The sequence below is a fragment of the Microbacterium sp. NPDC089695 genome, assembly GCF_044749085.1.
Lineage (GTDB): Bacteria > Actinomycetota > Actinomycetes > Actinomycetales > Microbacteriaceae > Microbacterium.
This window is the reverse complement of record NZ_JBIVHG010000001.1, coordinates 2,205,124-2,231,916: the sequence shown is the minus strand read 5'-3', so window position 1 is coordinate 2,231,916 and position 26,793 is coordinate 2,205,124. Positions and strand designations below refer to the sequence as shown.

22 protein-coding genes are annotated in these 26,793 nt (G+C 70.7%); 11 read left to right on the top strand and 11 right to left on the bottom strand.

What is annotated here, in order from left to right:
- The first annotated feature begins 57 nt into the window (after positions 1-57).
- Both ACIPYT_RS10685 and ACIPYT_RS10680 read left to right on the top strand, forming a co-directional pair.
- The gene (locus ACIPYT_RS10685; RefSeq protein WP_401073502.1) at positions 58-675 is read left to right on the top strand and encodes a hypothetical protein; all 618 of its coding nucleotides are present in this window, start codon (positions 58-60) and stop codon (positions 673-675) included.
- Positions 672-1,907 carry a CpaE family protein gene (locus ACIPYT_RS10680; protein WP_401073499.1) on the top strand — a complete coding sequence of 412 codons (1,236 nt, stop codon included), beginning with the start codon at positions 672-674 and terminating at the stop codon, positions 1,905-1,907. The genes ACIPYT_RS10685 and ACIPYT_RS10680 overlap by 4 nt, the downstream gene beginning before the upstream one ends.
- Here the strand turns inward: ACIPYT_RS10680 and ACIPYT_RS10675 are convergent.
- Both ACIPYT_RS10675 and secA read right to left on the bottom strand, forming a co-directional pair.
- The gene (locus ACIPYT_RS10675) at positions 1,831-3,057 is read right to left on the bottom strand and encodes a pyridoxal phosphate-dependent aminotransferase (protein WP_401073496.1); all 1,227 of its coding nucleotides are present in this window, start codon (positions 3,055-3,057) and stop codon (positions 1,831-1,833) included. The genes ACIPYT_RS10680 and ACIPYT_RS10675 overlap by 77 nt on opposite strands.
- Before the next feature lie 77 nt (positions 3,058-3,134).
- Positions 3,135-5,945: a preprotein translocase subunit SecA gene (gene secA / locus ACIPYT_RS10670; protein ID WP_401073494.1), complete on the bottom strand. Its 2,811-nt coding sequence runs from the start codon at positions 5,943-5,945 to the stop codon at positions 3,135-3,137.
- 165 nt (positions 5,946-6,110) lie between these two features.
- Between secA and ACIPYT_RS10665 the strand changes: the two genes are divergently transcribed.
- Complete coding sequence (locus tag ACIPYT_RS10665; RefSeq protein ID WP_401073491.1) at positions 6,111-6,707, top strand: PadR family transcriptional regulator; 597 nt, start codon at positions 6,111-6,113, stop codon at positions 6,705-6,707.
- Positions 6,708-6,771: 64 nt separating this feature from the next.
- On the top strand, positions 6,772-8,112 hold the full coding sequence (locus tag ACIPYT_RS10660; protein WP_401073489.1) for a hypothetical protein: 1,341 nt from the start codon (positions 6,772-6,774) through the stop codon (positions 8,110-8,112).
- A gap of 79 nt (positions 8,113-8,191) precedes the next feature.
- On the opposite strand, the gene hpf is transcribed toward ACIPYT_RS10660, so the two are convergent.
- The 5 genes from hpf to mtrA all read right to left on the bottom strand — a co-directional run bounded on the left by hpf (position 8,192) and on the right by mtrA (position 13,844).
- The gene (hpf, locus tag ACIPYT_RS10655; RefSeq protein ID WP_401073486.1) at positions 8,192-8,848 is read right to left on the bottom strand and encodes a ribosome hibernation-promoting factor, HPF/YfiA family; all 657 of its coding nucleotides are present in this window, start codon (positions 8,846-8,848) and stop codon (positions 8,192-8,194) included.
- A 94-nt stretch (positions 8,849-8,942) separates the two neighbouring features.
- Positions 8,943-9,635, bottom strand: coding sequence for a ComF family protein (locus ACIPYT_RS10650; RefSeq protein WP_401073483.1), 693 nt, complete (start codon positions 9,633-9,635; stop codon positions 8,943-8,945).
- Between the two features lie 126 nt (positions 9,636-9,761).
- On the bottom strand, positions 9,762-11,486 hold the full coding sequence (locus tag ACIPYT_RS10645) for an LpqB family beta-propeller domain-containing protein (protein ID WP_401073481.1): 1,725 nt from the start codon (positions 11,484-11,486) through the stop codon (positions 9,762-9,764).
- Positions 11,483-13,156, bottom strand: a complete 1,674-nt coding sequence (gene mtrB, locus ACIPYT_RS10640; RefSeq protein ID WP_401073478.1) for an MtrAB system histidine kinase MtrB — start codon at positions 13,154-13,156, stop codon at positions 11,483-11,485. Before mtrB ends, ACIPYT_RS10645 begins: the two co-directional genes overlap by 4 nt.
- A 7-nt stretch (positions 13,157-13,163) precedes the next feature.
- Positions 13,164-13,844 (bottom strand): MtrAB system response regulator MtrA, encoded by a 681-nt coding sequence (gene mtrA / locus ACIPYT_RS10635; protein ID WP_401073475.1) that lies wholly within the window; start codon positions 13,842-13,844, stop codon positions 13,164-13,166.
- 95 nt (positions 13,845-13,939) lie between these two features.
- Between mtrA and ACIPYT_RS10630 the strand changes: the two genes are divergently transcribed.
- From ACIPYT_RS10630 to ACIPYT_RS10610, 5 genes are all read left to right on the top strand, one after another.
- On the top strand, positions 13,940-15,391 hold the full coding sequence (locus tag ACIPYT_RS10630; protein WP_401073472.1) for a glycerophosphoryl diester phosphodiesterase membrane domain-containing protein: 1,452 nt from the start codon (positions 13,940-13,942) through the stop codon (positions 15,389-15,391).
- Positions 15,388-16,026, top strand: a complete 639-nt coding sequence (locus ACIPYT_RS10625) for a DUF4129 domain-containing protein (RefSeq protein WP_401073469.1) — start codon at positions 15,388-15,390, stop codon at positions 16,024-16,026. The genes ACIPYT_RS10630 and ACIPYT_RS10625 overlap by 4 nt, the downstream gene beginning before the upstream one ends.
- On the top strand, positions 16,023-17,213 hold the full coding sequence (locus ACIPYT_RS10620; protein WP_401073466.1) for a DUF4350 domain-containing protein: 1,191 nt from the start codon (positions 16,023-16,025) through the stop codon (positions 17,211-17,213). The genes ACIPYT_RS10625 and ACIPYT_RS10620 overlap by 4 nt, the downstream gene beginning before the upstream one ends.
- A 160-nt stretch (positions 17,214-17,373) precedes the next feature.
- The gene (locus ACIPYT_RS10615) at positions 17,374-18,297 is read left to right on the top strand and encodes an AAA family ATPase (RefSeq protein ID WP_401074819.1); all 924 of its coding nucleotides are present in this window, start codon (positions 17,374-17,376) and stop codon (positions 18,295-18,297) included.
- Complete coding sequence (locus tag ACIPYT_RS10610; RefSeq protein WP_401073464.1) at positions 18,298-19,605, top strand: DUF58 domain-containing protein; 1,308 nt, start codon at positions 18,298-18,300, stop codon at positions 19,603-19,605.
- Between the two features lie 55 nt (positions 19,606-19,660).
- Here ACIPYT_RS10610 and ACIPYT_RS10605 read toward each other — a convergent pair whose 3' ends face one another.
- Positions 19,661-20,653: a stage II sporulation protein M gene (locus ACIPYT_RS10605; RefSeq protein ID WP_401074816.1), complete on the bottom strand. Its 993-nt coding sequence runs from the start codon at positions 20,651-20,653 to the stop codon at positions 19,661-19,663.
- A gap of 16 nt (positions 20,654-20,669) precedes the next feature.
- On the opposite strand from ACIPYT_RS10605, the gene ACIPYT_RS10600 reads away from it, so the two are divergent.
- The gene (locus ACIPYT_RS10600; protein WP_401073462.1) at positions 20,670-21,479 is read left to right on the top strand and encodes an RDD family protein; all 810 of its coding nucleotides are present in this window, start codon (positions 20,670-20,672) and stop codon (positions 21,477-21,479) included.
- Positions 21,480-21,485: 6 nt separating this feature from the next.
- Here the strand turns inward: ACIPYT_RS10600 and ACIPYT_RS10595 are convergent, their stop codons facing one another.
- Entirely contained in the window at positions 21,486-21,692 is a 207-nt protein-coding gene (locus ACIPYT_RS10595) for a DUF3499 family protein (protein WP_050721360.1), read from the bottom strand.
- Positions 21,693-21,774: 82 nt separating this feature from the next.
- Between ACIPYT_RS10595 and ACIPYT_RS10590 the strand changes: the two genes are divergently transcribed.
- Positions 21,775-22,197, top strand: a complete 423-nt coding sequence (locus ACIPYT_RS10590; RefSeq protein WP_401073460.1) for a hypothetical protein — start codon at positions 21,775-21,777, stop codon at positions 22,195-22,197.
- 29 nt (positions 22,198-22,226) lie between these two features.
- Here ACIPYT_RS10590 and ACIPYT_RS10585 read toward each other — a convergent pair whose 3' ends face one another.
- Together ACIPYT_RS10585 and ACIPYT_RS10580 are read right to left on the bottom strand one after the other, a co-directional pair.
- Positions 22,227-23,609, bottom strand: coding sequence for a DUF5719 family protein (locus ACIPYT_RS10585; protein ID WP_401073458.1), 1,383 nt, complete (start codon positions 23,607-23,609; stop codon positions 22,227-22,229).
- Positions 23,606-26,785, bottom strand: a complete 3,180-nt coding sequence (locus tag ACIPYT_RS10580; RefSeq protein ID WP_401073456.1) for a glycosyltransferase — start codon at positions 26,783-26,785, stop codon at positions 23,606-23,608. Before ACIPYT_RS10580 ends, ACIPYT_RS10585 begins: the two co-directional genes overlap by 4 nt.
- Positions 26,786-26,793 lie beyond the last annotated feature (8 nt).

The following is a 26,793-nucleotide window of genomic DNA, read 5'->3' as shown; positions in this document are numbered from 1 at the left end:
GTGAGCAGTGTGGATAACTCACGGAGGCCGCCGCGGTTTTCTGTTTGCATGTGTGGCATGAGCACACCCCTGCATCCTCGACGCGCGTTCTGGAGCGATCTGCGCTTCGTCATCGGTCTCGGCCTCGTCGCCGCCGCGATCGGCGGCGTCTGGCTCGTGGTCTCCTCGGCCGGTTCCACCACGCCGGTGTACCAGGCGAACCGGACCATCGTGCTGGGCGAGACGATCACAGCCGACGACCTGCGACCGGTCGAGGCGAACCTCGGCGCGCTCACCGACGACTACGTCTCGCCCTCCACACTCCGCCCCGGTGTCGTCTCGGCCCGCACCCTCGATGAGGGCGAACTCGTCCCGCGCTCCGCCCTGGTCGATCAGGATTCCCGCCGCACCACGACCGTCGTCGTCACGAGCAGCACGGGCGTGCCGCACGACGTGGCCGCCGGCACCGTCGTCGAGCTCTGGGAGACTCCCGTCGCCGCGGATGACGGTGCTCCCGTGCCACCACGGGTCGTGGTGGGTGACGCGATCGTCCATGCCCTGGTCGACGACGACGCTGTGCTCGACACCGGCAACGCGGCCGTCGAGCTCACGGTGGCGCGGGCAGCCGTCGCCGACGTGCTCGCCGCGATCTCCAGCGGCGCGGCGCTCTCGATCGTCCCGGTCGGAACACGATGACGACGATACTCATCGGCCTCCCCCAGCCGCGTGCCGACGCACTGGCCGCCGAACTGGCGCTGGAGGGCGTCGACACCGATGTGGCGCCTCCTTCCGCGCTGGGCGCACGGCTCGACGGCGTCGACGCCGTGGTGGTCCCCGCCTCTCGCACGCTGCTCACCCCGGCGTTCATCCTGGCTTGCGACCGTGCGGCGGTGCGCGTCATCCCCCTGGGCGAGCATGACAGCCGACTTCTGGCGCGGTACGGACTCGCGGGTTCGCTCGCCCCGGACGCGAGCGGATGGGAGGTTCTCGCCGCACTCCACGAGGCGGAGTCGATCGCGCCGTCCGCCCCCGCGACGTCCCCGAACCGCGTCATCGCGGTGTGGGGGCCCGCGGGTGCTCCCGGCCGGTCGATCGTGGCCATCCAGTCGGCGGTCGAGCTCGCACGCCACGGTCGACGCACGGCTCTGGTCGACGCCGACACGGTCGCTCCGTCGATCTCGCTGCTCCTGGGGCTGAGCGACGAGGCTCCCGGCATCGCCGCCGCCTGCCGCCGTGCCGAGATGGGTGCTCTCGACGACGCCGAGTTGCATCGACTGTCGGTGGTCGTGCCGACGAGCGGCGGTGACATCTCCGTCCTGAGCGGGATCAATCGCCCGTCGCGATGGCCGGAGCTCACGGCATCACGCGTGCACGCCGCGCTTCGCGCCTGTCGGAGCTGGGCGCAGGACTCCGTCGTCGACGTGTCTGCTGCGCTCGATGCCGACGACGAGGTCACGTTCGACGTCAGCGGCCCACGCCGCCATGCCGCGACGACGGCCGTGCTCGCCGAAGCCGACATCGTGCTGGCGGTGGTGTCCGCCGACCCTGTGGGGATCAGCCGCTTCCTCCGCGATCACGCCGAGCTCTCTCGACTCGCACCCGGCACACCGATCAGGGTGCTCGTCAACAAGACACGACCCGGCCCACTCGGCATCGACGCGCGGAGCCAGATACGGCGCACGCTCGAAAGGTTCGCCGGGGTCTCCGACATCGCGTTCCTTCCGTTCGACGACCGAGCGACGGATGCAGCGCTGCTGCACGCTCGCCCGCCGTCCGAGGTCGCGCCGCGCTCGGCGTTCGTCGCCGCTGTACGCAGAGCAGCGGCCTCGCTCGTACCCGAAGCCCCGGTCGCTACTGGCGGTAGCTCGCGAGGAAGTTCCCGAGTCGTTCGACGGCTTCTGCGAGGACCCGCGGCTCGGGGAGCGTGACGATACGGAGGTGATCGGGGGTCGCCCAGTTGAATCCGGTGCCCTGCACGAGCAGGATGTGCTCGGACACGAGGAGGTCGTACACGAGCTTTGCGTCGTCACGGATCTCATGCACGTTCGGATCGAGCCGCGGGAAGGCGTAGAGCGCGCCCTGCGGCTTGACGCACGACACTCCGGGTATCGCCTCGAGGCCTTGCCAGGCGATGTCCCGCTGCTCGTGCAGGCGCCCCGTCGGCGCGATGAGCGCATCGATCGACTGCACGCCCCCCAGTGCGGCCTGCACGGCGTACTGCGAAGGCACGTTCGGGCACAGTCGCGTCGAGGCGAGCAGCGTGATCCCCTCGAGGAATCCCTTGGCATGTGACTGCGGACCCGTGATCACGAGCCATCCTGAGCGGTAGCCGGCGACACGGTACGTCTTCGACAGACCGTTGAACGTCAGGCAGAGCAGGTCGGGGGCGAGAGTCGCCGTCGGGATGTGGACCGCGTCGTCGAACAGGATGCGGTCGTAGATCTCGTCCGAGAGCAGGAGCAGTTCATGCTCACGTGCGATCTGCACCATGCCCTCGAGGATCTCCTTCGAGTACACGACGCCGGTCGGGTTGTTCGGGTTGATGATCACCATCGCCTTGGTGCGGGGGGTGATCTTCGAGCGGATGTCCTCGAGATCGGGCTGCCATTCGTCGTCCTCGTCGCACACGTAGTGCACGGGAGTGCCGCCGGCCAGGCTCGTCATGGCGGTCCACAGTGGGTAGTCGGGTGCGGGGATCAGCACCTCGTCGCCCTCGTCGAGCAGAGCCTGCATGGTCATCGTGATGAGCTCGGACACGCCGTTCCCGAGGAAGACGTCCTCCGGGTCGAAGCGCGGGAACCCCTCGATCTGCTCGTATCTGCTGACCACCGCGCGGCGTGCCGACACGATGCCCTTGCTGTCGCTGTAGCCGTGGGCCGTCGGGAGCGCGGCGAGCATGTCGTGCACGATCTGGTGCGGTGCTTCGAAGCCGAAGATCGCGGGATTGCCGGTGTTCAGCTTCAGGATGCGGTGGCCCTCGGCCTCGAGTCGCGCCGCCTCGACGAGCGTGTTCCCACGGATCTCGTACAGGACGTTCTTGAGCTTCGACGACTGGTCGAAGTGGCGCGATGGTGTCATTGCGCAAGCCTACAGGGGCGCGAAGAGGGCCAATCCGCACGGACTGGCCCTCTTCGCCGAACGCGTCGCGGCGCGCTCTACTTCTTCTTCTTGGACTGCGCCCGTCGCTGCTCGCGGTTGCCGGCGGCCGGCGCCTCGGCGGCATCCGTGCGCTGTCCGAACGCACCGCGCGGGGCCTCCGCGGCGGGCGCCTCCTGCTGCGGAGCCTGGGCGCGCGCAGCCGCCTGACGCAGACGATCTGTCGCCGCCTGCTGCACCTGACCACGCTCGTTGCGGACCTCGACCTCGCCGGCGTCGTTCGCCGCGGAGTACTCGAGACGCTGCTCGCCGGCGCCGTCGGACAGCCCCTTGGCCTCGACCTCGGCGGTCTCGGAGTCGCCGGCGCGGCGCACCTCGACCTCGAGGTTGTAGAGGTAGCCGACCGACTCCTCCTTGATCTGGCCCATCATCGACTGGAACATCGCGTAGCCTTCGCGCTGGTACTCGATGAGCGGGTCGCGCTGGGCCATGGCCCGCAGGCCGATGCCGTCCTTGAGGTAGTCCATCTCGTAGAGGTGGTCGCGCCAGCGACGATCGAGCACCTGCAGCACCACGCGACGCTCGAGCTCGCGCGTGGCCGGTTCTCCCAGCGACTCCTCGCGGGTCTCGTAGGCGATCTTCGCGTCGGAGAGCAGCTCGCGGGTGAGTCCGTCCGCCGTGATGCCGCCCTTGCGGTCGGCCGCCTCGGAGACGACCTCGTCGATCGTGACGCTGACCGGGTACAGGGTCTTGAGCTCGGTCCACAGGGCGTCGAAGTCCCAGCTCTCGTTGTGCCCCTCGCCGGTGTGGTCGCTCACCACGCCGCTGATCGCGTCCTCGATGAAGTGCTGCACGCGGTCGGCGATGTCGTCGCCCTGCAGCATGTGCCGACGGTCCGCATAGATCGCTTCGCGCTGCCGGTTCAGGACGTCGTCGTACTTGAGCACGTTCTTGCGCATCTCGGCGTTCCGCGCCTCGACCTGCGACTGCGCGCTGCGGATCGCTCGAGACACCAGGCCCGACTCGATCGGCACGTCATCGGGGAAGTTCGTGCGCGACAGGATCGCCTCCGCGGCACCCGACTGGAACAGCCGCATGAGGTCGTCGGTGAGGCTGAGGTAGAACCGGCTCTCGCCGGGGTCGCCCTGACGTCCGGATCGTCCGCGCAGCTGGTTGTCGATGCGGCGCGACTCGTGGCGCTCCGTGCCGAGGACGTAGAGGCCGCCGGCCTCCTGCACCTTGGTGGCCTCTTCGGCGACCACGGACTTCATCGACTCGTAGGCTTCGTCCCAGGCGACCTCGTACTCCTCGGGAGTCTCGACGGGGTCGAGACCCTTGCTCTTGAGCTCCTGCACGGCGAGGAACTCGGCGTTGCCGCCGAGCATGATGTCGGTGCCTCGACCTGCCATGTTCGTGGCGACCGTCACGGCACCCAGACGTCCGGCGCGGGCGACGATCTCGGCCTCACGCGCGTGGTTCTTCGCGTTGAGCACCTCGTGCTTGACGCCCTTCTTGGCCAGCAGACGCGACAGGTACTCGCTCTTCTCGACGCTGACGGTGCCGACGAGCACGGGCTGACCGGCTGCGTGGCGCTCGGCGATGTCCTCGACGACCTGCGCGAACTTCGCGGTCTCGTTCTTGTAGACGAGGTCGGACTGGTCTTTGCGGACCATGGGCCGGTTGGTCGGGATCGGGATCACGCCGAGCTTGTACGTCGACATGAACTCGGCCGCCTCGGTCTCGGCGGTACCGGTCATGCCCGCGAGCTTGTCGTACAGGCGGAAGTAGTTCTGCAGCGTGACGGTCGCGAGCGTCTGGTTCTCGGCCTTGACCGGCACGCCCTCTTTCGCCTCGATCGCCTGGTGGATGCCCTCGTTGTAACGACGCCCCACGAGGATGCGGCCGGTGTGCTCGTCGACGATCATGACCTCGTCGTTCATGACGACGTAGTCGGTGTCCTTCTTGAAGAGCGCCAGCGCCTTGATCGAGTTGTTGAGGAACGAGATCAGCGGGGTGTTAGCCGACTCGTAGAGGTTGTCGATGCCGAGGTAGTCCTCGACCTTCTCGATGCCGGGCTCGAGAACGCCGACCGTCCGCTTCTTCTCGTCGACCTCGTAGTCCTCGCCCGCCTCCAGCGTGCGGGCGATCTTCGCGAACTCGGCGAACCAGCGGTTCGCCTCGCCCGACGAAGGCCCGGAGATGATGAGCGGCGTCCGCGCCTCGTCGATCAGGATCGAGTCGACCTCGTCGACGATCGCGAAGAAGTGCTCGCGCTGCACCAGGTCGTCCTTGCGCCACGCCATGTTGTCGCGCAGGTAGTCGAAGCCGAACTCGTTGTTCGTGCCGTAGGTGATGTCGGCCGCGTACTGCTCCCGACGGACGGCGGGGGTCTGACCCGAGACGATGATGCCCGTGGTCATGCCGAGGGCGCGGTACACGCGTCCCATGAGCTCGGCCTGATAGCTCGCGAGGAAGTCGTTGACGGTGATGACGTGGACGCCCTCGCCCGCGATCGCGTTCAGGTACGCGGGGAACGTCGCGACGAGGGTCTTGCCCTCACCGGTCTTCATCTCGGCGATGTTGCCCAGATGAAGGGCCGCTCCACCCATGATCTGCACGTCGTAGGCGCGCATGCCGAGCGTGCGCTTCGCGGCCTCGCGGACGGCCGCGAACGCCTCGGGCATGAGCTGGTCGAGCGTCTCGCCCTTCTCGAAGCGGGCGCGCAGCTCGGTCGTCTCGTTGCGGAGCTCCTCGTCGGTGAGCTTCGAGATGTCCTCTTCCAGCGCGTTGACGGCCTTCACCACCTGGTTCAGGCGGCGGATGACCCGCCCCTCGCCGGCGCGCAGCAGCTTCTCAAGAGGATTGGCCACAGATGTCATCTCCCTGTCGATGGGTCCGGCGCCGCCGTCGATCGGTCGTCGCGCCCGGCATACCTCGCCATGTTACCGGCCCGTGACCTGCACGTCGCCTGCATGGCGCGCCGCCGGCGCGTTTCCGGGTATGTATATATTGGTCGACGACTCCAGGAGGTTCCCATGTCGGTACGCCAGAGCCTGCTCGCGATCCTCGCGCAGGGCCCGTGCTACGGATACCAGTTGCGCCATGAGTTCGACCGGCGCACGGGTGCCGTCTGGTCGCTCAACGTCGGTCAGATCTACAACACGCTCGAACGCCTCGAACGCGACGGGTTCGTACGCCGAGGCGCTCCCGACGCGCAGGGGCATGTGTACTGGGAGATCACCGACGAGGGAGCCGACGACGTCGATCGCTGGCTCCTCTCCCCCGTCGAGCGGGGTGCGGCTCGCGACGAGCTCGCGATCAAGATCTCCGTGGCCGCGACGCTGCCCGGCGCTGACGCCGCGGAGGTCATCGCCCGACAGCGCGCGGAGACCACGGCGCGCCTCGACGATCTGCGACGTCGGCGGGACGAGCGCGGCGACGCGGATGCCGAGGGCCTCGCCCACGCGCTCGTCATGGACTCGATGATGTTCGCCGCGGATGCGGAGCTCCGCTGGCTCGACCATGTCGGCGAGCGTCTCGCCGCGCATCCGCAGCACGCGCTCGCACTGGAGCTCACCGCCGAACGCCCCAAGCGGGGCCGCCCGCGAACGTCAGGTCCTGCGCTCGTCTGAACCCGCGTTCGCCTGGAGCGGATGCACAGCCCGCCCAGAGGCCCGGGAAACTAGGATCTGAGGCATGGCTGGTATTTGGGGCAGACGCAAGCGCGAGAAGGAAGAACTCGCCGCACAGGACGCCGATCTGGCGCGGCGCGCCGAGCAGGCGCTGGTCGCCGCGGACGAGCGCATCCGGTCGACCTCCGACGAACTGGTGTTCGCTCAGGCCGAGCTGGGCGACTCGCTCACGGGCGACCTGGCGAGGGCGCTCGACGCCGTGCGGACGCACCTGCGCGAGGCCTTCCAGCTCCACCAGCTGAATCACGACGAGATCCCCGACACCGACGAGGAGCTGCGCACCCGCAACGCGCGCATCGTCCAGCTGTGCGAATGGGCGCAGGATCTCCTCGACGAGAAGACGTCGGACCTCGCCGAGTCGATCGCGAAAGTGCGACGCGCACCCGAGGTGATCGCCCAGGTGCGCGCGGATGCCGCGGCGCTGAGCACCCGGATCCCGCACACCAACGACACCGTGACACGGCTCTCGGCGCGGTACTCCGACTCGGCCATGCATCAGATCACGGCCAGCGCCGTCGAGGCCGAACAGCTCATCGCGTTCGCCACCCACGGCGCCGACGTGTCGGAGCGACGGCGCGAGGCCAAGCAGAACGAAGAGGCCAACCTCGCCCTCGAGACCGCGACGGAGGCGACCCGCCGCGCGGCGGCGCTGCTCGACGCCGTCGAGGACTTCGAGATCGAGGCGCTGCGCGCCGAGTCGACCCTCGCCGAGGTCGTCGCCGATTCACGGAGCGACCTCATCGCCGCGCGCACGGCCCCGCAGGTGCCCGCCGTCGCCGCAGCGGTCTCCGATCTGCAGGGCGCTCTGAGCACCCTCTCCCCGGCGGGGACGCCCGGCGATCCCTTCGCCGAGCTCTCGCGTCTGCGCGAGGCCAACACCGCTCTCGACGACGCGATCGCCAAGGCACGGCATCGCGCGGAGCATCCGCTGCCCAGCATCGCCCAGGTGCAGCACGCGATCGACGATGCCGACCGGCAGCTCGGCGTCGCCCGCGGTCTCATCTCGGGCCACCGCGGCTGGATCGGTGCCGACGCTCGGACGCGGCTCGCCGAGGCCGAGCGTCTGCGCGTCGACCTCGCCGATCTGCTGCCCGCCGAGGACACTCGCGACCAGGCGCTCGCGAGCGCGCGCCGGGTCGCGCACCTCGCGGCCGAGGCGCTGCAGCTCGCGCAGCGCGACATCGACTCGTCCCGCCCCCAGGATCAGGGCTGGGGCGGGGGCGACGGCTGGGGCGGTGGCGGCGGCTGGGGCGGCGGACGACGCGGTGGCGGCGGCGGTGACATCGCCTCCGGCATCCTCGGCGGGCTCGTGATCGGCAGCCTGCTCGACGGCATCTTCGACTGACGCGCCGGGATCCGGCGCACGGCCCGGACAGACGAGGAACGGCCCGCCCCATCGGGGGCGGGCCGTTCCGTTCCTGCGGTCAGGAGGCGAGCGCCTCCGCGGGCGGAGCCTGCGTGTCGAGCGCGATCACGCCGTAGTCCCAGCCCTTGCGGCGGTACACGACGCTCGGGTGGTCGGTGCTGGCATCGACGAACAGGAAGAAGTCGTGCCCCACGAGTTCCATGCGGTCGACGGCCTCCTCGACCGTCATCCACTCGGCGTCGAAGCTCTTGGTGCGGATGACCACGGGCGAGTAGACCTCGTCCTCATCGTTCTGCACCGGGACGCTGCCGGTCGCGACGGCACGCAGCACATCGGCGGACGCGGGCTGCACGTCGATGCCTTCGAGTGCGCCGCTGCCCTTCTCGAAGTGCGCCCCGCGAGGATGCTGTCGGCCGTCGACGCGCTTCTCCTTGGCGCGGCGGAGCTGCTCCGCCATCTTGTCGACGGAGAGGTCGAGGGCGACGAACTTGTCGCCGTCTGTGGCCTCCGCGCGGACGACCGGCCCCTTGCCGACGAGCGTGAGCTCCACGGTCTCTTCAGGAACCTGGCCGTTGCGATACACCCGGTGGGTGACCTTGACGTCCAGCCGCTGCGCTCGAGCGGCGAGCGTCTGGATCCTGGCGATCTTCTCCTCGACAACGGACCGGAAGCGATCGGTGATACCCACTCCGACGCCGACGATGCTCGTTTCCATTGCTGCCTCCTTGTCCCGGTCCTCCCGGCCAAGGGCGGACCGTGGTCGCCTTGTGACCCCCCACGGTAGTCCGCCCGACGACAGATGTCACGGGTCATTTCCTCCGTGTCGCCGATGCATCCGCTCTGGGTCCGCTGTGACGCGGCGTGGCGGCGAGCACGACAGCGGAGACCACGAGATATCCGGCGCTCTCGAGCGTTCGCGCCGCCTCGTCGAGGGTCGCCCCCGTGGTCATGACGTCGTCCACGACGACCGCGCGGCGCCCTGAGCCCTCTCGTCGCGCGCGCATGCCGCCGCGGACGTTGTCGGCGCGGTGCGCGACGTCGAGGCCGCGCTGATCCCGCCGCCCGCGTGTCGCGGCGAGCGCGCTCACCGGGCGAGCGCCGGCACGTCGGAGGAGCATCTCGGGCACCCGGTATCCGCGCCGACGCAGTGATCGCCCCGAGGTCGGAACCGGCACGAGATCGGCATGTCGGTCACGGGCAGCCGGGAGAACGCTCTGGAGGGCAGCGCCGACGGGCCTCGCGAGCAGCGTCTCGCCGTCGTCCTTGAACCGGCGGATGCACGTCGCAGGCACCCCGTCGAACCAGAACGCGGCGCGCACAGGGAGTCCGGCCGGCGTGCGGAGGTCGAACGGCTCGGGTGCGAGAGCCGCACGACACCGGTCGCACAGAAGCGTCTCGACAGCACCGCAGCCGGCGCAGGTCGCCGCGAGGACGAGCGCGAGGATCTCGGACCCGATCGAGCTCGCGATCGAGAGGAGGCCGGGAGGAGCGGATGACGGCATCCGTCCATCCTCACGGTCGTGCCCGCCGGGCGCCGTGAGGAGGGCCGCTGGGCTGCGGCCGTGTGGACAGGATGACCCTGCAGCGCGTCCGTGCAGAAGGAGTGCGGAGAAAGGGATCCGCCGCAGTCAGTGACCGGCCCGCGTCGCGAGAAGCAGCACGCCGTCCGCGGCCTCGCTCCACGCGGATCCGCTGCGGGCGAAGACCGAGCCGTCCGAGCTGAGGACGCGGATACCGGAGCTCGAACGCGACCCCGCGATCGACACGGCGTTCGTCGGAGCGGCCTCGACCGTGCCTGTGCCGCCCACGATCTGCGTGAGCACGACGCGGTCGTCGGTGTCGGCGAGCACACCGACGCGGTCGGATCCGAGCCAGACCACGCCGACCGCCGGACCGTCGAGCTGCGTCACCTCCCTGGTCGGCCCCAGCTCGACCGGCGCGCCGGATTCGTCGCGGATCACGGCGGAGACCACGACCCAGCGCTCGCCGCCGACCACGATCACGGCCGCGATCCGTGCGCCGTCGGCCGAGACGCGGATCGCCGAGACCTCGGAGGCTCCGGGCCACGCCGACGCCACGTCGATCGGGGTGACGTCGGTGCTGATCGCCTTCAGCGTCGACGGTGCGGAGACCGGCACCGACCAGGTGTATCCGAAGGAGTCCATCGACGGCCGCACGAGTTGTGTCCGTTGGTCGAGCTCGTCGAACCGGCCGTCGCCCGCGATGTACACGTGCCCGTCCGCGAGCAGCACTGCTGCGTGCGCCCCGTCGGTCGAGACGTCGATCGCGAGGATCGGCTGAGTGATCGCGAGGATCTCCTCCGTGACCCCGGGAAGAGGCGTGACCTCGCCGCCCACGAGGCTCCCGAACGTGCCGTCCGCCAATACGAGGCTCCCGCCGTCCGGCACATCCTCGACGAGCTTGACCACTCCGGCATCGAGCGTGCGTCCGTCGACCGTGAAGCGCACCTGGCTCACCTGTAGCCTCGCCGCAGCGAAGGTCTCCTGCAACTGCGTGCGCATGCGGGCGAGCGTGACGGCGTCGAGACCGATGGCCGCCCCGTTGAGTGCCACCTCGGCGACCTGATCGGCGTCGATCGGCACGGCGTCCCTGGCGAGCTGAACCCCGGCGGGGAAGGCACTCTGCACCGCGGGGTCGAGCCAGGCGCTGGGAGCACCCCCGATCAGCGCCTGCGCGATGCTCGTGGCCACCGTCGCCCGACGCGGGAACCAGCGCACGTCGGGGACCAGGCGCTCCCAGCTCAGGTCGTAGTACTGCAGCGCGTAGTCGTCGTAGACGCGGGCGAACCGCGACTCGTCGAGGACGACGCCGTCCGGGGCCTCCGAGATGCGCCACTGCCCGTCGGTCTTGACCACCACGAACGCCGAGTTCGAGGAGGCGATGGATTCGGAGTACGCTCCCGTGCCGTCGACGCTCGCGATCTGGTCGAACGTCACCCGTACGTCGGCCTGCTCGCCCTCGGGCGCATCCGCGTCGTCGTCGTCGATGCTGGACGCGAACGAGCGGGTCGACGCGCTCGCGTCGATCGAGACCCCTGTCGACGGCCGCCACCGTGCGGCCATCTCGGGTGTGAGGAACTTGCGTGCCGTGTCCCAGTTCTCGGCGGGCGTGATCGCGGCCTCCATGAACCCCTCGACGATGGTCGCGGGGCCGACGCCGTCGGCGGGGCCGGACGCCAGCGGGAGGAAGTCGGGGTCGTCCGGCGATGCGCCCAGCGCCAGGCCGGGCTGCACGTCGCCCGAGGTCGGCAGCCCGGTGCAGCCCGCGAGGAGCAGTGCTGCGACCACGACGGCGGCGAGAGCGCCGAGCGAACGGCGTGCGCGCCGGATCATTCGAGCCCCCTCGGATCGAAGAGCTCGGCCGGGAGATCGGCGAGCTGGATGGGCTGCGTCGCATCCCCGATGTCGGACAACGCCTCCTGCGGCTCGACCATGATGGGCGACGGGCCGTCGAGCTCCTCGCCGCGCGGCAGGGTGAGCACGAAGTGGGTGCCGACGCCGAGCTCCGACCACACCGCGAGCGTCCCCCCGTGCAGCGTCGCGTCGCCCAACGCGATCGACAGCCCGAGTCCCGTGCCGCCGATCGTGCGCTGCCGTGAGGGGTCGGCCCGCCAGAAGCGGTCGAACACGCGCTCGGCGTCGGCAGGGTCCATGCCGAGACCGAAATCGCGCACGCCGGCTGCCACTGCGTGCTGATTGCTGTCGACGGTCACCACGATGGGACGTCCCTCACCGTGCTCGATCGCGTTGCCGATGAGGTTGCGCAGCACCCGGCGCACGCGCCGCGGATCCATGTCGACCGGTGAATACCCTCCGGGGGCGACGAGACGCAGCTCGCTCCCCCGCCCGTCGGCGAGCGGCTTCATCTGCTCGATCACGTCTTCCGCGAGATGCGCGAGGCTCGTCGCCTCGAGCTCGAGCTGCACCGAGCCCGCGTCGTAGCGGCTGATCTCCAGGAGGTCGGACAGGAGCGTCTCGAAGCGCTGCACCTGCGTGTGGAGCAGCTCGGTCGTGCGGGCCGTGGTCGGATCGAACTCCGCGCGCTGATCGTTGAGCATGTCGGCCGCGAGCCTGATGGTCGTGAGCGGGGTGCGCAGCTCGTGCGAGACGTCGGAGACGAAGCGCTGCTGCACGAGAGACAGCTCCCCGAGCTCCTTGATCTGCGCCTCGATGCTGTCGGCCATGGCGTTGAAGGAGCGGCCGAGCGTCGCGATCTCGTCCTCGCCGTGCACGTCGATGCGCACCGCGAGGTCTCCCGATGCCAGGCGCGCGCTGGTCTCCGCCGCCTCGACGATCGGAGTCGAGACCGTGCGGAGCACGACGAACGAGATCGCCGCAACGATCGCGACGAGGCCGATGCCGGCGATCCACAGGGTGCGCTGCACGAAGGTGAGCGTGTTGTCGGCATCCGCGAAGTCGTACGCGAAGTAGATCTCGAAGGGCCCCGCCTCCGGCACCTGCAGCTGCTGACCGACGATCACTCCCGGAACACCGCGTCCGCCGATGTCGAGAGACACCGACTGCCACGCCTGGCGGTCGTCGAACTCCTGAACGCGGTTGTGCAATGCGGTGCTGATGTTGTTGGCGCTGAGACCCGCGGTGAAACCGCTGATCGAGATCTCGACGTCCTGCTGAACCCGCACGCCGGCGATGCCCTCGGCCGTGGAGAGTCGCCCGAGCTCCTCCTGGACGCTCTCCCAGAGCTCGGGAAGAGCGCTGGGGCTGTCGCCGAGCGCGGCCGAGTCGAGGGTCGTCTGCGCCTGGTCGACGGCGCGGCGGGCGTCTTCGAGCGCCTCGTTCTTGCGCGACTCGAAGAGGTCGCTCTGGATCACGAGGGCCATCGTCACGCACGTGATGAGGATCGCCGTCGAGGTCAGGAGCAGGGTGATCGTGAGTGTGCGGAACCGCAGCGACCGGCGCCACAGGGCGCCGAGCACATCGGGCCAGCCACGCCAGTCGCGCAGGACAGCGATCGCGGTCGTGGTCGCTGTCGTCGCGGCCATCGTGCGCCTAGCCCGGGCTCCCGGCCCGGTAGCCGACGCCGCGCACCGTCATGACGATCTTCGGGTTGTCGGGGTCGAGCTCCACCTTGGCGCGCAGACGCTGCACGTGCACGTTCACGAGTCGCGTGTCGGCCTTGTAGTGGTAGCCCCAGACCTGCTCGAGCAGCATCTCGCGCGAGAACACCTGCTGCGGCTTCGAGGCGAGGGCCACGAGCAGCTGGAACTCCAGGGGCGTCAGCGCGATCGGCGTCGTTCCCCGCCGCACCTCGTGCGCGTCGACGTCGACCGTGAGATCGCCGACCCGCAGCTGCTCCCCCACCGTCGTGGGAGCGGGGCGCAGGCGGGTGCGGATGCGGGCGACGAGCTCCTTCGGGTTGAAGGGCTTGACGATGTAGTCGTCGGCGCCGACCTCGAGCCCGCGAACCACGTCCGCCGTGTCGCTGCGCGCCGTGAGCATGATGATGGGCACGCCGGACTCGGCACGGATGCGGGTGCAGATCTCGATGCCGTCCATGCCCGGCAGCATGAGATCGAGCAGCACCAGGTCGGGCCGCTGCGTGCGCCATTCCTCGACGGCCTTCGCGCCGTCGGCGCAGAACACCGGCTCGAAGCCCTCCGTGCGCAGCACGATGCCGATCATCTCGGCGAGCGCGGTGTCGTCGTCGACCACAAGGATGCGTGAGGTCATAACTGTTACCTTATGGCACTGAGTACCACGGCCCCACGTCTGCGCTGGCGAGGTGTGTTATGACACGATGGGAGCGCACGACGGAGGGAGTGCCGGTGACCGGCCAGACGTGGACCCCTGCCCCGAAGAAGGGCATCATCCCCCTGCATCCGCTGACATTCGGGATGCTGCTCGGGCGTTCGTTCTCAGCATTGCGTCACAACCCGAAGGTCCTGTTCGGGTTCGGCGTGGTGATCCAACTCGCCGTGTTGATCCTGAGCACCGCCGTGATGGCGTTCGTGTTCGCCACGACCTTCGCGAGACTCGAGTCGCTCTCGCCGTCGTCCCCCGACTTCGAGGCCGTGTTCGCGGGCACGATCGGGATGAACCTCGTGGCCGGCATCGTCGTCGGGCTCGCCTCGATCGCCTTCACCGCGCTCATGCAGGGGATCGTGGCCGCCGAGATCGGCAATGCGGCACTCGGCGTCAAGGCGTCGCTGGGCGCGCTGTGGAAGAAGATGATCCCCGCCTTCTGGCGTCTCGTGGGCTTCGCATCGCTCTTCGTCGCCTTCGTGTTCGGCGTGATGCTGATCCTGTTCCTCGTCGTCGCCGGGGCCATCGCCGGCGGCCTGGGAGGATCGGTCGAGGCGATCAGCGGCCTCGCGATCATCGTGATCCTGCTTTTCCTCGCGATGATCCCCCTCGTCATCTGGCTCTCGACCAAGCTCCTCCTGGTGCCGTCGATCCTCGTGCTCGAGCGTGCGCGCTTCCGCGCGGCCCTCGTGCGCTCATGGCGCCTGACCCGCGGCCGATTCTGGGTCGCCTTCGGCGTGACCATCCTGATCGGCATCATCATGGGCCTCGCGATGCAGGTCGTGAACCTGCCGGTGGCTCTGCTGGGAACCATGCTCGGCTCCGTGGTCGCGCCGACGGGATCGCCGGATGCCGGCTCGATCCTCGCGTTCGTGTTCGCGTTGCTCGCCCCGCAGATTCTCCTCCTGGTGCTGCAGGCGATCACGCTGGTCGTGCAGAGCTCGGCCGGGACGCTGATCTACCTCGACTGCCGCATGCGGTATGAAGGCCTCGATCAGGCACTGATCAGCCACGTCGAGCGCCGCGACCTCGGGTGGACCGAGGAGCAGCTCGGCGATCCGTTCGTCGTGGACCCCGGCCGCGCCGTGACCAGCGCACCGCCGCCGAAGCAGACGCCCGAGTGGGCGGCCGGCGCGGCCTACGCCGTTCAGCCGTACCCCGGTCAGCAGTATCAGGGTCAGCAATATCAGGGTCAGCAGCCGTACCCGAGTGCGCAGCCGCAGCCCTACCCGTACGCGCAGCAGCAGTACGCGCAGCAGCACTACCAGGCTCCGCAGCCGCCCTACGCGCAGACACAGCCGTCCCCGCCGCCGTATCAGGCGCCTCAGCAGCCGCCGTACGCACAGCAGCAGCCCCCGTCCCCTGCAGCTCCCCCGCAGCCGCCGGCGGCGCCACCCGCATACACGCCGCCGCCGGCATCCGCTCCGGTCGCGGAGGGCGGGGACTCGTCGGGGCCCGGCGCGAGCACGGCATGATCGTTCCGCTCGACGTGTTCGCCCCCGATGGGGACGAGGCCAGGCGGTGGGCCGAGGAGGAGCTTTCGAACCCCCGTTACGCCGACGCCAAGCCGACCTGGTTCGACCTCCTGATGCGCGACATCGCCCGGTTCCTCAGCGACCTGTTCAGCACCGACACCGGCACGTCCGTGGGCCCTGTCGCGCTCGTCGTGGTGTGCGTGATCATCGTCGCCGCCCTCGTCGTCGCGCTGATCGTGTGGGGGCGCCCTCGCCGGTCGCAGGCCGTGCGCCGACCGCTCTCCGGGCTGCTCGGCGCCGATGACGACCGCAGCGCCGCCGAGCTGAGATCCGACGCGGAACGCAGCGCCCGCGCCGGCGACTGGGACGCCGCGACGATCCTGCGCTTCCGTGCAATCGCGCGGGATCTGCTCGAACGCGACGTGATCGATCCCTCCCCCGGAGCCACCGCGCAGGCGATCGCCCGCGACGTCTCGACGGTGTTCCCGCAGGAGGCCGCCGCGGTGCGCGCCGCCGCCGTATCGTTCGACGACGTCCGATATCTGCGTCATCCGGCCACGGCCGACAGCTACGCAGAGCTCGCCGCGACCGATGAGCGTCTGCGCACGCGTCGCCCCGACCTGGTGAGCGCATGACCGCGGTCGCAGAATCCGCCGCCGCATCGACCGCCGAGGTGCAGCGTCCCGGCCGGCGGATGCGTGCACTGGGCGGCTGGGCGGTCGTCGTCGCGCTGGTGCTGCTCGGCGCGTTCATCGCGATGCAGGTCAGCGTGCAGATGCCGAGCAGTCGGGGCGCGCTCGATCCGGAGGGCGTCGGCGACTCGGGAGCGATGGCGCTCGCCGAGATCCTGCGCGATCAGGGCGTCGAGGTCGACGTCGCGCGCACGCGGCCCGAGGCTCGAACCGCGATCGGCGAGGGCGCGACACTCGCGCTCTCGAACCCGTACACGCTGACCGACGAGGGCATCCTCGATCTGATCGCGCCGGCCGAGCGCGTGGTGTTCCTCTCGGCCAACACGCATCTGCTGTCGCTGCTCGACATGGGCGACAACGCTGCGGCGGATTCCACGGCCGTCGGCCCGTCATGCGACACGGCCGAGTTCGCCGAGGTCGGCACGATCCGCCCCGACCGGCTCTTCCACCCCGCCGACGGGGTCGAGGGATGCTTCGGGAGGGACGACGCGGCAGCCGTGCTGGTCGACGAGACCGACGACCAGACCCGAGTCGTCGTGGAGGGCACACGCCTGTTCAGCAACGACTACCTGTCCGAGAACGGCAACGCCGCTCTCGGACTCGCGCTTCTCGGCCAGACCGAACGGGTCGTCTGGTACGTCCCGAGCTTCGAGGACACCGACATCGAGGCGCAGTCCCCCGACACGCTCGGCACGCTCACGCCCGGGTGGGTGACACCGGCGATCCTCGTCCTCCTGCTCGCGGGTCTCGCCGCGGCTCTGTGGCGCGGTCAGCGTTTCGGACCGCTCGTGGCCGAGACCCTCCCTGTGACGGTGCGCGCGTCCGAGACCATGCACGGCCGCGCCCGGCTGACCGCGAAGGCGGGAGATGCCGCGCATGCCGCCGAGGCACTCCGCGCCGGCGCTCGTCGCCGCCTCGCACGCCGCCTCGGACTCGCGGTGAACGCGACCGCCGACGAGGTCGCGGATGCGGCATCAGACCGCCTGCGCGTGCCGCGAGGCACACTGCAGACGCTGCTCGCGGGCCCGCTGCCGTCCGACGATCCGGCGCTCGTCGAGTACGCGCGCCGATTGCAGGAGCTCGAGTCCGCCGTCGACGAGACGACGCGCGAGATGAGGGATCCGGGATGACCCGCATCCGACGCACCACGCCCCGAGACACTCTCACCAGCCGACGACCGGAAGCAGAGGACACCCCGTGACCACCGACTCACCCACACACGCGTCATCCGCCGACGCCGTGCCCGCGACAGCGACCGCGCACGCCTCGGACGCCGAGCTGCGACAGGCCATGCACCGGGTGCGCGCCGAGGTCGACAAGGCCGTGGTCGGCCAGGCGGGCACCGTCACCGGTCTGCTCGTCGCGCTGCTCGCGCGCGGTCACGTCCTGCTCGAGGGCGTGCCGGGCGTCGCGAAGACGCTCGTCGTGCGCTCGTTCGCCCGTGCGCTCGGACTCGACACCAAGCGTGTGCAGTTCACGCCCGACCTCATGCCCGGCGACGTCACGGGGTCGCTGGTGTACGACGCGCGCACCGGCGAGTTCGACTTCCGTGCGGGGCCGGTGTTCACGAACATCCTGCTCGCCGACGAGATCAACCGCACGCCGCCCAAGACGCAGGCGGCACTGCTGGAGGCCATGGAGGAGCGACAGGTCTCGGCCGACGGCGAGAGCCGCGCTCTGCCCGACCCGTTCCTCGTCGCCGCGACGCAGAACCCGATCGAGCACGAGGGCACGTACTCGCTGCCCGAGGCGCAGCTCGACCGTTTCCTCATGAAGCTCGTCGTGGGGATGCCGGAGCGCGAGGCCGAGGTCTCGGTGCTGCGCCGGCACGCGTCGGGTTTCTCGCCGCGCGAGCTCACCGGGGTCCAGGCGACCGTCACCGCAGACGAGATCCGCGCGGCGCAGGATGCCGCGGCGCGCGTCGAGGTCACCGACGACGTGCTCGGATACGTCGTCGACCTCGCCCGCGCGACCCGGCAGTCGCCCTCGGTCGAGCTCGGTGCGAGTCCGCGTGCATCGACCGCGCTGTTGGCGGCGGCGAAGGCATGGGCGTGGCTGAACGCGTCATCCGCCGTGACGCCCGATCACGTGCAGACGATGCTCGTGCCGGTCTGGCGCCACCGCCTGCAGCTGCGCCCCGACGCACAGATGGAGGGCGTCTCGGCCGATGCCGTACTGACCTCCGTCGTGCAGCAGACCCGGGTGCCGATCTAGGTGTTCGTCACCGGTCGTCTCGCCATCGCGGTCGCCGTCGGCGTCGTGCCCATCGTGCTGTCCGGACTCGCGGGGTTTCCGCCGTACGCCGCGTTGGGGATCTGGGTCGCGCTGTGCGCCGCTCTCGTCGGTCTCGACGTGCTGCTCGCGCCCAGTCCGCGGACCGTCGTCGTGAGCAGGCGCGTGCCGACGCGGGCACGGCTGGGCGAGCTCGTGCCGGTGAGCGTGGCGCTGCAGAACAACGGTTCGCGGACCCTCCACGCGCTCATCCGCGATGCCTGGCAGCCGACCGCCGGGGCCGGCGACGCCCGCCGCAGGCTGGACGTGCCGCCGGGCGAGCGACGACGGATCGAGATCCCGTTGCTGCCCCGTCGCCGGGGCGAACTCGTGAGCCAGTTCGTGATGATCCGGTCACGCGGCCCGCTCGGAGTCGCCGGACGCCAGGCGCGCCACCGGGTGCGCGGCGCCGTGCGCGTCCTGCCGGCGTTCTCGTCACGCAAGCACCTGCCCTCCCGGCTCGCGCGTCTGCGTGAACTCGACGGCAACACCAGCATCCAGGTGCGCGGTCAGGGCACCGAGTTCGACTCGTTGCGCGAGTACGTCCGCGGAGACGACGTGCGCTCGATCGACTGGCGCGCGACGGCGCGCGCAGGCTCCACCATGCTGCGCACGTGGCGACCCGAGCGCGACCGCCATGTGGTCATCATCATCGACACGGGGCGCACGGCCGCAGCGCGCGTGGGCGACGGGACGCGGGTCGACGCCGCGCTCGAGGCCTCGCTGCTGCTCGCCGCGCTCGCCTCCCGGGCCGGCGACCACGTGCACCTGCTCATGTACGACCGCGTGGCCCGTGCGCGGGTCTCCGGTGTCGAGGGCGCTGCCCTCCTTCCGGCAATGACCGACGCCATGGCCCCCGTGCACGCCCGACTCGTCGACACCGACTGGACGGGAGCGTTCGCCGCCGTGCGGACGCTCACGACCCGTCCGTCGCTGATCGTGGTGCTCACGGCACAGGATGCGGCCGAGTCGGCACGCGGCTTCCTCGGTGGGTTCCCCGATGCCGGCCGAGCCACCTCGATCCTCGTCGGTTCCGTGACGGACGACGGCGTCGCGGAGCTCGCGCGCGGGCGGGGGTCGCGCGAGGACATCTACCTCGCCGCGGCCGCCGAGCGCACCATGCGCGACGCGGAGATCGTGGCGGACGCCATCCGGCGAGCAGGCGGCGAGGCGATCGCCGCCGACCCCGAGACCATGCCGCCGCGCATCGCCGACCGCTACCTGGAGCTGAAGGCCGCGGGCCGGCTCTGACGCCGAGCGCACGACGCGGCCACGACGCCCGTTCTCCGTCGGTGCCGGCGTTCGCTCAGCCGGCGACGAGTCGCGGCGTTCCGGCCTCGTACTCGACCAGGTCCCCGGTCTCTCCGCGCCGCTGCGCCCGCCCGCCGATCACGAGCATATAGATGAGGAAGACCGCGAGCGCCGCGGCTCCGATCCCGATCTTGATCGGCCATGGCAGCGCCCATCCGGTCACGAACCCCTCGACGAGACCCGCGAGGAACAGCGCGAAGACGAGTCCTATCGCGACCGTGGCGAGCGATCGTCCCTCCGCGGCGAGCGACTCCGCCCGCAAACGGTTCCCGGGCGCCACCCACGACCAGAAGAGGTGCAGACCACCCGCCGCGGCGACGAAGATGCACGTCATCTCCAGCATCCCGTGCGGCAGGATGTACAGCACCATGATGTCGGCCTTGTCATGGGCCGCCATGACCGCCCCCGCGGTGCCGAGACCCATGGCGTTCTGCACGAGAGCGTAGACCGGCCAGATGCCGGTCACCCCGAACAGCACGCACTGCAGGGCGATCCACGCGTTGTTGGTCCACACCATCCCCATGAACACGGCAGCGGGGTTCTCGGTGTAGTACCCCGTGAAGCTCTCATCGGCGTACTGGGCGAGCGCGTCGGGCGGCCCCAACGTCGCGATGAGCGCCGGGTCCGACGAGATCCATGCAGCCGTGCCCACGGCGACCGCGATGAACGCGACCGCGATCACCAGCGTCGTCCATCGCAGCCGGTACAGCGCGGCCGGCAACTGCCGGGTGAAGAACCGCGAGGTCTGCGTGAGGATGCTGTCGGACGCTCCGGTCAGGCGCAGTCGCGCCCTCACCAGGATCGTCGACAGGTACGACCCCTGGGGCGACTCCCCCACCGAGGTCTTCAGCTCGGCGAGGTCGGCGGATGCCGCGCGGTAGCGCACGATCAGTTCGTCGACACCCGCGCCGTCGAGGCGCGCGCGGCTCAACTGCTCCAGCCGCTCCCATTCGGCGCGGCGGGCATCGGTCAGCGCATCGGCATCCACCTGATTTACTGTACTCATGTCTGCCCCGCTCGATACGTCCGACGAGGTGCTCTCCGGAGAGGCCGTCGCGATCGACGTGCAGCCGATCGGGTTCGTACTGCGCGCCGCCGGCGCCCTGATCGACATGCTCGTGGGCTTCGGGGTCTTCCTGTTCTGGATCTTTCTGCGCATCTGGCTGTTCGACGCCGGAATCCTCGACGAGGCGACCGATCGGATCGCGACCGTGAGCGCGCTCGTGGTGAGCTTCGTCGTGCTGCCGATCACGATGGAGGTCGCGCTGCGCGGGCGCAGTCTCGGCAAGCTCGCCGTCGGCGGGCGCATCGTGCGCATCGACGGCGGCGCGACCGGGTTCCGTCATGCCTTCATCCGCGCGCTGATCGGCGTCCTCGAGATCTACATGACACTCGGCAGCGTCGCTGTGCTCAGCGGCGTGTTCAGCTCCCGATCGCAGCGTCTCGGCGACATGGTCGCAGGCACCTACAGCCAGCGAGTGCGGGCGGCGCGGCTCGTGCCGTCGATCCCGGTTCTCCCTCCCGCCCTGGTCGGCTGGGCGCAGATCGCCGACGTCGCACGACTGCCCGACCGTCTCGCACGGCGCATCTCGCAGTTCCTGCAGAGCGCCCCGCGCATGATGCCGGCCGCTCGCGCCCGGGTCGCGAACGATCTGCTCGCCGAGGCGGCCGCGTTCGTCTCCCCCGTTCCCCCGGTTCCGGCCGAGGAGGTACTGATGGGCATCACCGTGCTCCGCCGCGAACGCGAGCGTCGAGCGCTCGAGAACGCCGATCGGCGCGCCGAGAAGCTCACCGGGCGCCGCGTCGGCGTCTGACCGGATTCAGGCGCGCAGCGCCTCGTGGCGGACCACGAGCCACCCCGCGGGCACGGAGAGGCGGTCGGCGTGCGGCGCGCAGAGATCGTGCGCGTGCGGGTGGTTCGCGGCGCCGAGGGGTCCCAGCGCGGCCATCTGATCGCCGTAGTCGTAGGTGAGCGTCGCCACGGCCTCGCGCGCGCAGCCGACCTTCGAGCAGAGTCTTCCGTCCATCCCCGCCAGGCTACGACCACGAACGCGGTGGAGCGGGATGCCGCGCCGCCGAGCCGCGCGGAGTTCGGCCTAGACTTTCGCTATGCCTCGTCGCGCACGCCCCTCCGCCGCACCGCGCCGAGGCGCTCGCCACGGTCGGCACGGGCGCCTCGGGCGCAGCGAGGTCGTCCGCCCTCCGCTCGCACCGCTCGAGGGACGCATCGACCGATTCGACCTCACCGTGGGCACCGCCGTGGAGTTCCTGCGCGGCACCTGGCCCGAGCTGGAGGACGTACGGTTCGAGATCGGCGCGATGCCCGCGTTCGAGAGCGGCGACGACGTCCCCCGCTGGTACCTCGATCGCCAGAACCGGCGCATCGTGCTGTTCCGTCTCCCGATCGAGCGGCTGCTGCCGCCGGGGCACGACGACGGCGCTCATCGGCGGATGGCTATCGAGAGCGCGGTGTTCCGTGCCGCCGCCGAGTATGTCGGCAAGGAGCCGTGGGATCTGGGCTACGAGCACTGAGACGGCACTCGCTGCAGCCGACGACGTGATCAGGGGTAGACGGTGATGCTCTGCTGCGCACCCGCCGCCGGCCAGATCGGCCACCCGGCCAGACCACCCGCGGCGGTCATCGTCATCGAGGCATGCACAGCCGCCGACGGCGTCACGGAGTAGACCGTCCTCGGATCCAGGTCGATCGCGGCGGACGACCCCGCCGGCACGGTCACCGTGGTGCCGTCGTCGTCGCCCTGCGCCACGACCTCGACCTCGGCATCCTGATCCTCGTCGTTCACGAGGACGAGTCGCGGATCCGGCCCGTCCGGCACGGCGACCAGCACCTCCGAGTCGAACTCCGGAGCGGGCATGAGCCAGGCGAAATCGGTCTGCGGCCCCGAACCGTCCTGCTCGCGCACTCCCGCGAGCACCGGAACGTCGGCATCGACCTGCACGGTGTACTCGCCGGGCGGCACGGCCGACAGCGACAGCTCGGTCGGCTCGTCGGCGGTCAGCGGGATCGGCAGCTCCACGACCGCTGCCGACTCGCCCACACGCCGCACCGTCACCACGGCCTGGGCGTCGGACTCCGGCGACATCAGTCGGACGACGGCCATCTCGCTGCCGTCTGCGGGGCTCTCGAACATCTGCACACCGGGGATCACCGGATGCCGTTGGGGTGCCGCCACGGCATCCTGCAGGTCGGCACCGGCGGGATCGAGCGTGCGCGTGAGCGACGACTGCAGCACGGCGCGCACGGGCGAACCGGTGGCCGTGACCTTGACGATCGGGATCTCCGATCCGCTGGCGATCGACGTGAGCGGAAGCGCGACCTGGGTCCCGGCGGGAACGATCACCGACGTCGAGGATCGGACGGTGCCGAAGACCGACAGCGCGACGGTGGAGGGCACGGCTCCCGGGTTGGTGAGCACGATGAGGTCTTCCGCGCCCGTCTCCACGGTTCCTCCGAGGAGCCACGACTCCGTGCTCGCCGGTCGGCACGGCGCCGCGGCGAATCCGAACAGGTCGTCCTCCGAGAGGGACATCGACTCGGTGGCCCCGAGGATCGGCGCGGACCTCCCGTCGACCTCGCCGACGAATCGGCGCACGTCTCCCCCGTCGACGAGGTCGTCGACCGTGATCGACGTGGAGTCGGGGGCGCCGTCCGAGCCGCCGACCGTGACCCGTGGCGATGCCGCCGAGACCATCTCCAGCGGATTGGAGGGGTCGCGGCCGATGGCGCGGAAATCGCCGTTGCACACGAGCACGGTGTCGCCGGGCAGCGGGGTCACGTCGGCCTGCGCCGGTTCATGCGAGACCGTCGGCCAGGGCGCGGTGATCGCCAGCGCGGCGCCGGCGACGCACGCGGCGGCGACGAGGGCCCCCGTGAGCACTCGGGCACTCGTCGCGGCCACGCGGAAGGCACGGGTGCCGTTCATCGGGTGTCCTCCTCACGGCGGTCGTCGGATGCGGTCGCGTCCTCCGCGGCATGCGCCTCGGCGGATGCCGGTGCCGGCTCGTCGTCGGATGCAGTCGCGTCCTCCGCGGCATGCGCCTCGGCGGATGCCGGTGCCGGCTCGTCGTCGGATGCAGTCGCCTCGTCGGATGCGGGCACGGCATCGTCCCCGGGGTGTTCGGCGTCGGCATCCGGATCCGGGTCGCCGTCCGCCCCCGGTGCGCCCTCCGCGTCCGGGTCCCGATCCTCGTCCGGGTCCCGATCCGGGTCCGGTTCGGCGTCCGCGTGCGTGTGGATCTCGGGCGTGGACGGCGCGTGTTCGGCGTCTTCGGCGTGCCGCGGGAGCACCATGCGCTCCTCGGGCGCGAGTCCCACGATCCGCGACGTGGCCCGTGCCGCCCGTCGCGACGCGCGCGTCGGGATCGACAGCAGCAGTGCCGCCAGCACCAGGACGAGTTGGAGGGTGACCACCAGGTGAGCGGTCGTCTGCTCGGTCGCCGACAGCGACGTGCGCGGCTCGGCGTCGGCCTCGAGCCGGTACAGCACGCCGCGATCCGTGGTTCCGGCCTGCACGAAGCCCGCCCGCTGATCGAGGGCGGTGACGGCGGCCGTGCGCAGCGTGCGGGCGCGATCGGATTCGTCGTCAGAGACCTGCGCGAGCAGCACGTACGAGATGCCGACCTCGCCGAGCTCGGCAGCCGCGTCGAAGTCCCGTGCCGACAGCAGATCGACCGAGAGCGTCGTGATGTCCTCGCCCTGCAAACTTGTCGCGGTCGACAGCATCGTCGTCTGGGCGCCGAGCGTCTCGCTCGCTCCCCAGGCGACCTCGGCCGCGAGTCCGCCGTCGTTCTGCGGAGTGAGCACGAGTGTGCCGAGCGGCCGATCGCCGCCGGCCTGCGCCGCCACATAGGCCGGCAGGGTCGACGCGGGACCGTCGGTGAGCACGGTGCGTCCGGTGTGGAACGCGGCGATCGCCGGGACGGCGCAGACCGCGACTGCGAGCCCGGCCACGGCCGCGCTCAGCACGCGCAGTCGAGGCAGCGTCATCGCGCTGTCGAGAGTGACGAGCGCCGCACCGAGGACACCGATCCACGCGAGGCTCAATGCGCTGCCCGGCCAGATCGCGACCGCGACGCCCTGCGCGAAGGCGACCGTCACCCCCACGGCCAGCAACGCCGTCGTGAGACCCGCCGCCGCCACGAGCAGCAGCACGATGCCGGCACGCCAACGCGGGGAGACCGCCGAGACGAGGGCGAGCACGGCGAGCGGCGCGAGGAGCACACCGGCCCACGACGCGAGGTCCGGCCCCACGACCGTCGCCCACCTCGCGATGTCGGGCGCAGGGAAGCCGGAGACCAGGTCGAGTCGGCCTGCGGCATCCGCCGTGGCCTGAGGCCCCGCCCACAGGAATCCGGGGTCGGCGAGCACCGACACGAGGTCGCCGTGTCGCAGCTGCCAGATCACGAGCGGGGCGAACATCGCGACGGCCGGCACGAGTACCCAGAGCAGGCGCACGGCTCCGCGCAGGCGAGCGCCGGCGAGACTCACCCCGACCGCCACCACCCAGAGCAGGAGGAGCGCGGGTGCGAGCGAGGGGGCGCAGGCCACCACCGCGGCGAACACCAGAGAGGCCGCGCCCGTGGCGCCCCAGGAGCGGTGCGCGACCACAGCGGTGTGGAACAGCCACGGCAGCAGCAGGTGCACGAGGACGGCGGCGGGGCGGCCGTCGACGAGCGCGGTGAGGAAGGTCGGCGCAAGGGCCCACACGATGCCCGCGAAGATCCTCAACCCCGAGCGGTCGGTCACCCGCGTGGCGGCGAACCAGCCGCCGAGCACGGCGAGCGGGAGCGCGAGGATCCACAGGAGCACGAGGGAGAACGACGGGCCTGCCGGCCAGAGCGAGCCGAGCACCGCGATCACCGCGGCGAACGGGTCGGCAGGGCCGATGACGCCGACGCCGAGACCGCGCAGCCCCCAGGCCGCGTCCTCCCAGAGGGCGCCGACCGTGGTGCGCAACGGCAGCAGAGCGCCGCCGCCGAGAACCGGCCACGCGAGGAGCGTCGTGAACGACGCGATGCTCACGACGAGCGCTGCGAGCACCGCCCACGCTCCGCCGCCCGAGAAGAAGCGGATCTCGCTCACGGCACCGTGCTCGCTGCCATGGCCGTCGTCGAGTCGACGGCGCAGATCGGATCGGGACACGCGCAGCGGCGCGATGCTCGACCAGCTCGAGGTGCGGAACGAGCGGATGCGTTCGCGAGACCTCGTGACCGAGGGGATGCGCACCATCGCCATGACCGCCGCCGCCCACTCGGGCGCCACGGCCTCGGGGCGCTTGCCGATCAGATGCGTCACCGACCGCCACAGGGCGAGCGGGAGCAGAGTGAGCCAGTGCAGCGGGACCGCGAACGCCGGCGCGTACGCGAGGCGGCGGTGCAGCTGTGCGAGGCGGGTCGCGAAGGCACGACGGCTGCGTCCGACCGGGAGCGCTGCGGGGCCGTCGGGCGAGACCGAGACACGGGCTGCCGGGGCGAGGACCACACGGCCCCCGCCGAGCCTGGCGCGCACCCCCAGGTCGAGTCCTTCGTCGGCGCCGGCGAGCGCCGGGTCGGGGCGCAGGGCGTCGCGCACCTCGGAGCGGATCAGCATGCCCCGGACATCCGCACCCAGCACGTCGTCGCGGCCGTCGTGCTGGCCCTGATCGAGCTCGTCGGCCGCGAGCTCGACCGAACGCCCGAGACTCGTCATGCTGACGCCGAGCGAGACGATCTCGCGGTCGTCGTCGGTGTGCACGAGTTTGGGCGCGGCGATCGCGGCCGACGGTGAACGCTCGAGCGTCCCGATGAGGCGTTCGAGAGCGCGCGGGTGCGGCGCGGTGTCGTGCGCGAGCAACCAGACCGCGCTCCCGGCGGCGACTCGGGGCCGGGCGAGTTCGACGGCCTCCGCGAACGACGTGCCGCCGCGAGCCTCGATGATCCCCTCCACCGACGACGCGACGGTCGCGCTCTCGCGCGCGGTCGTCGCGTCGCCGCACATCACGAGCGTGATCGCGACGGGAGGAGTGGTCTGGGAACGCAGTGCGTCCAGCGTGCGGAGCAGCTGCGCGCGGGCGGAGGAACCGGGGCGCGCCACGATGATGGCATGAACTCGGGCTGGCATGACGTGGT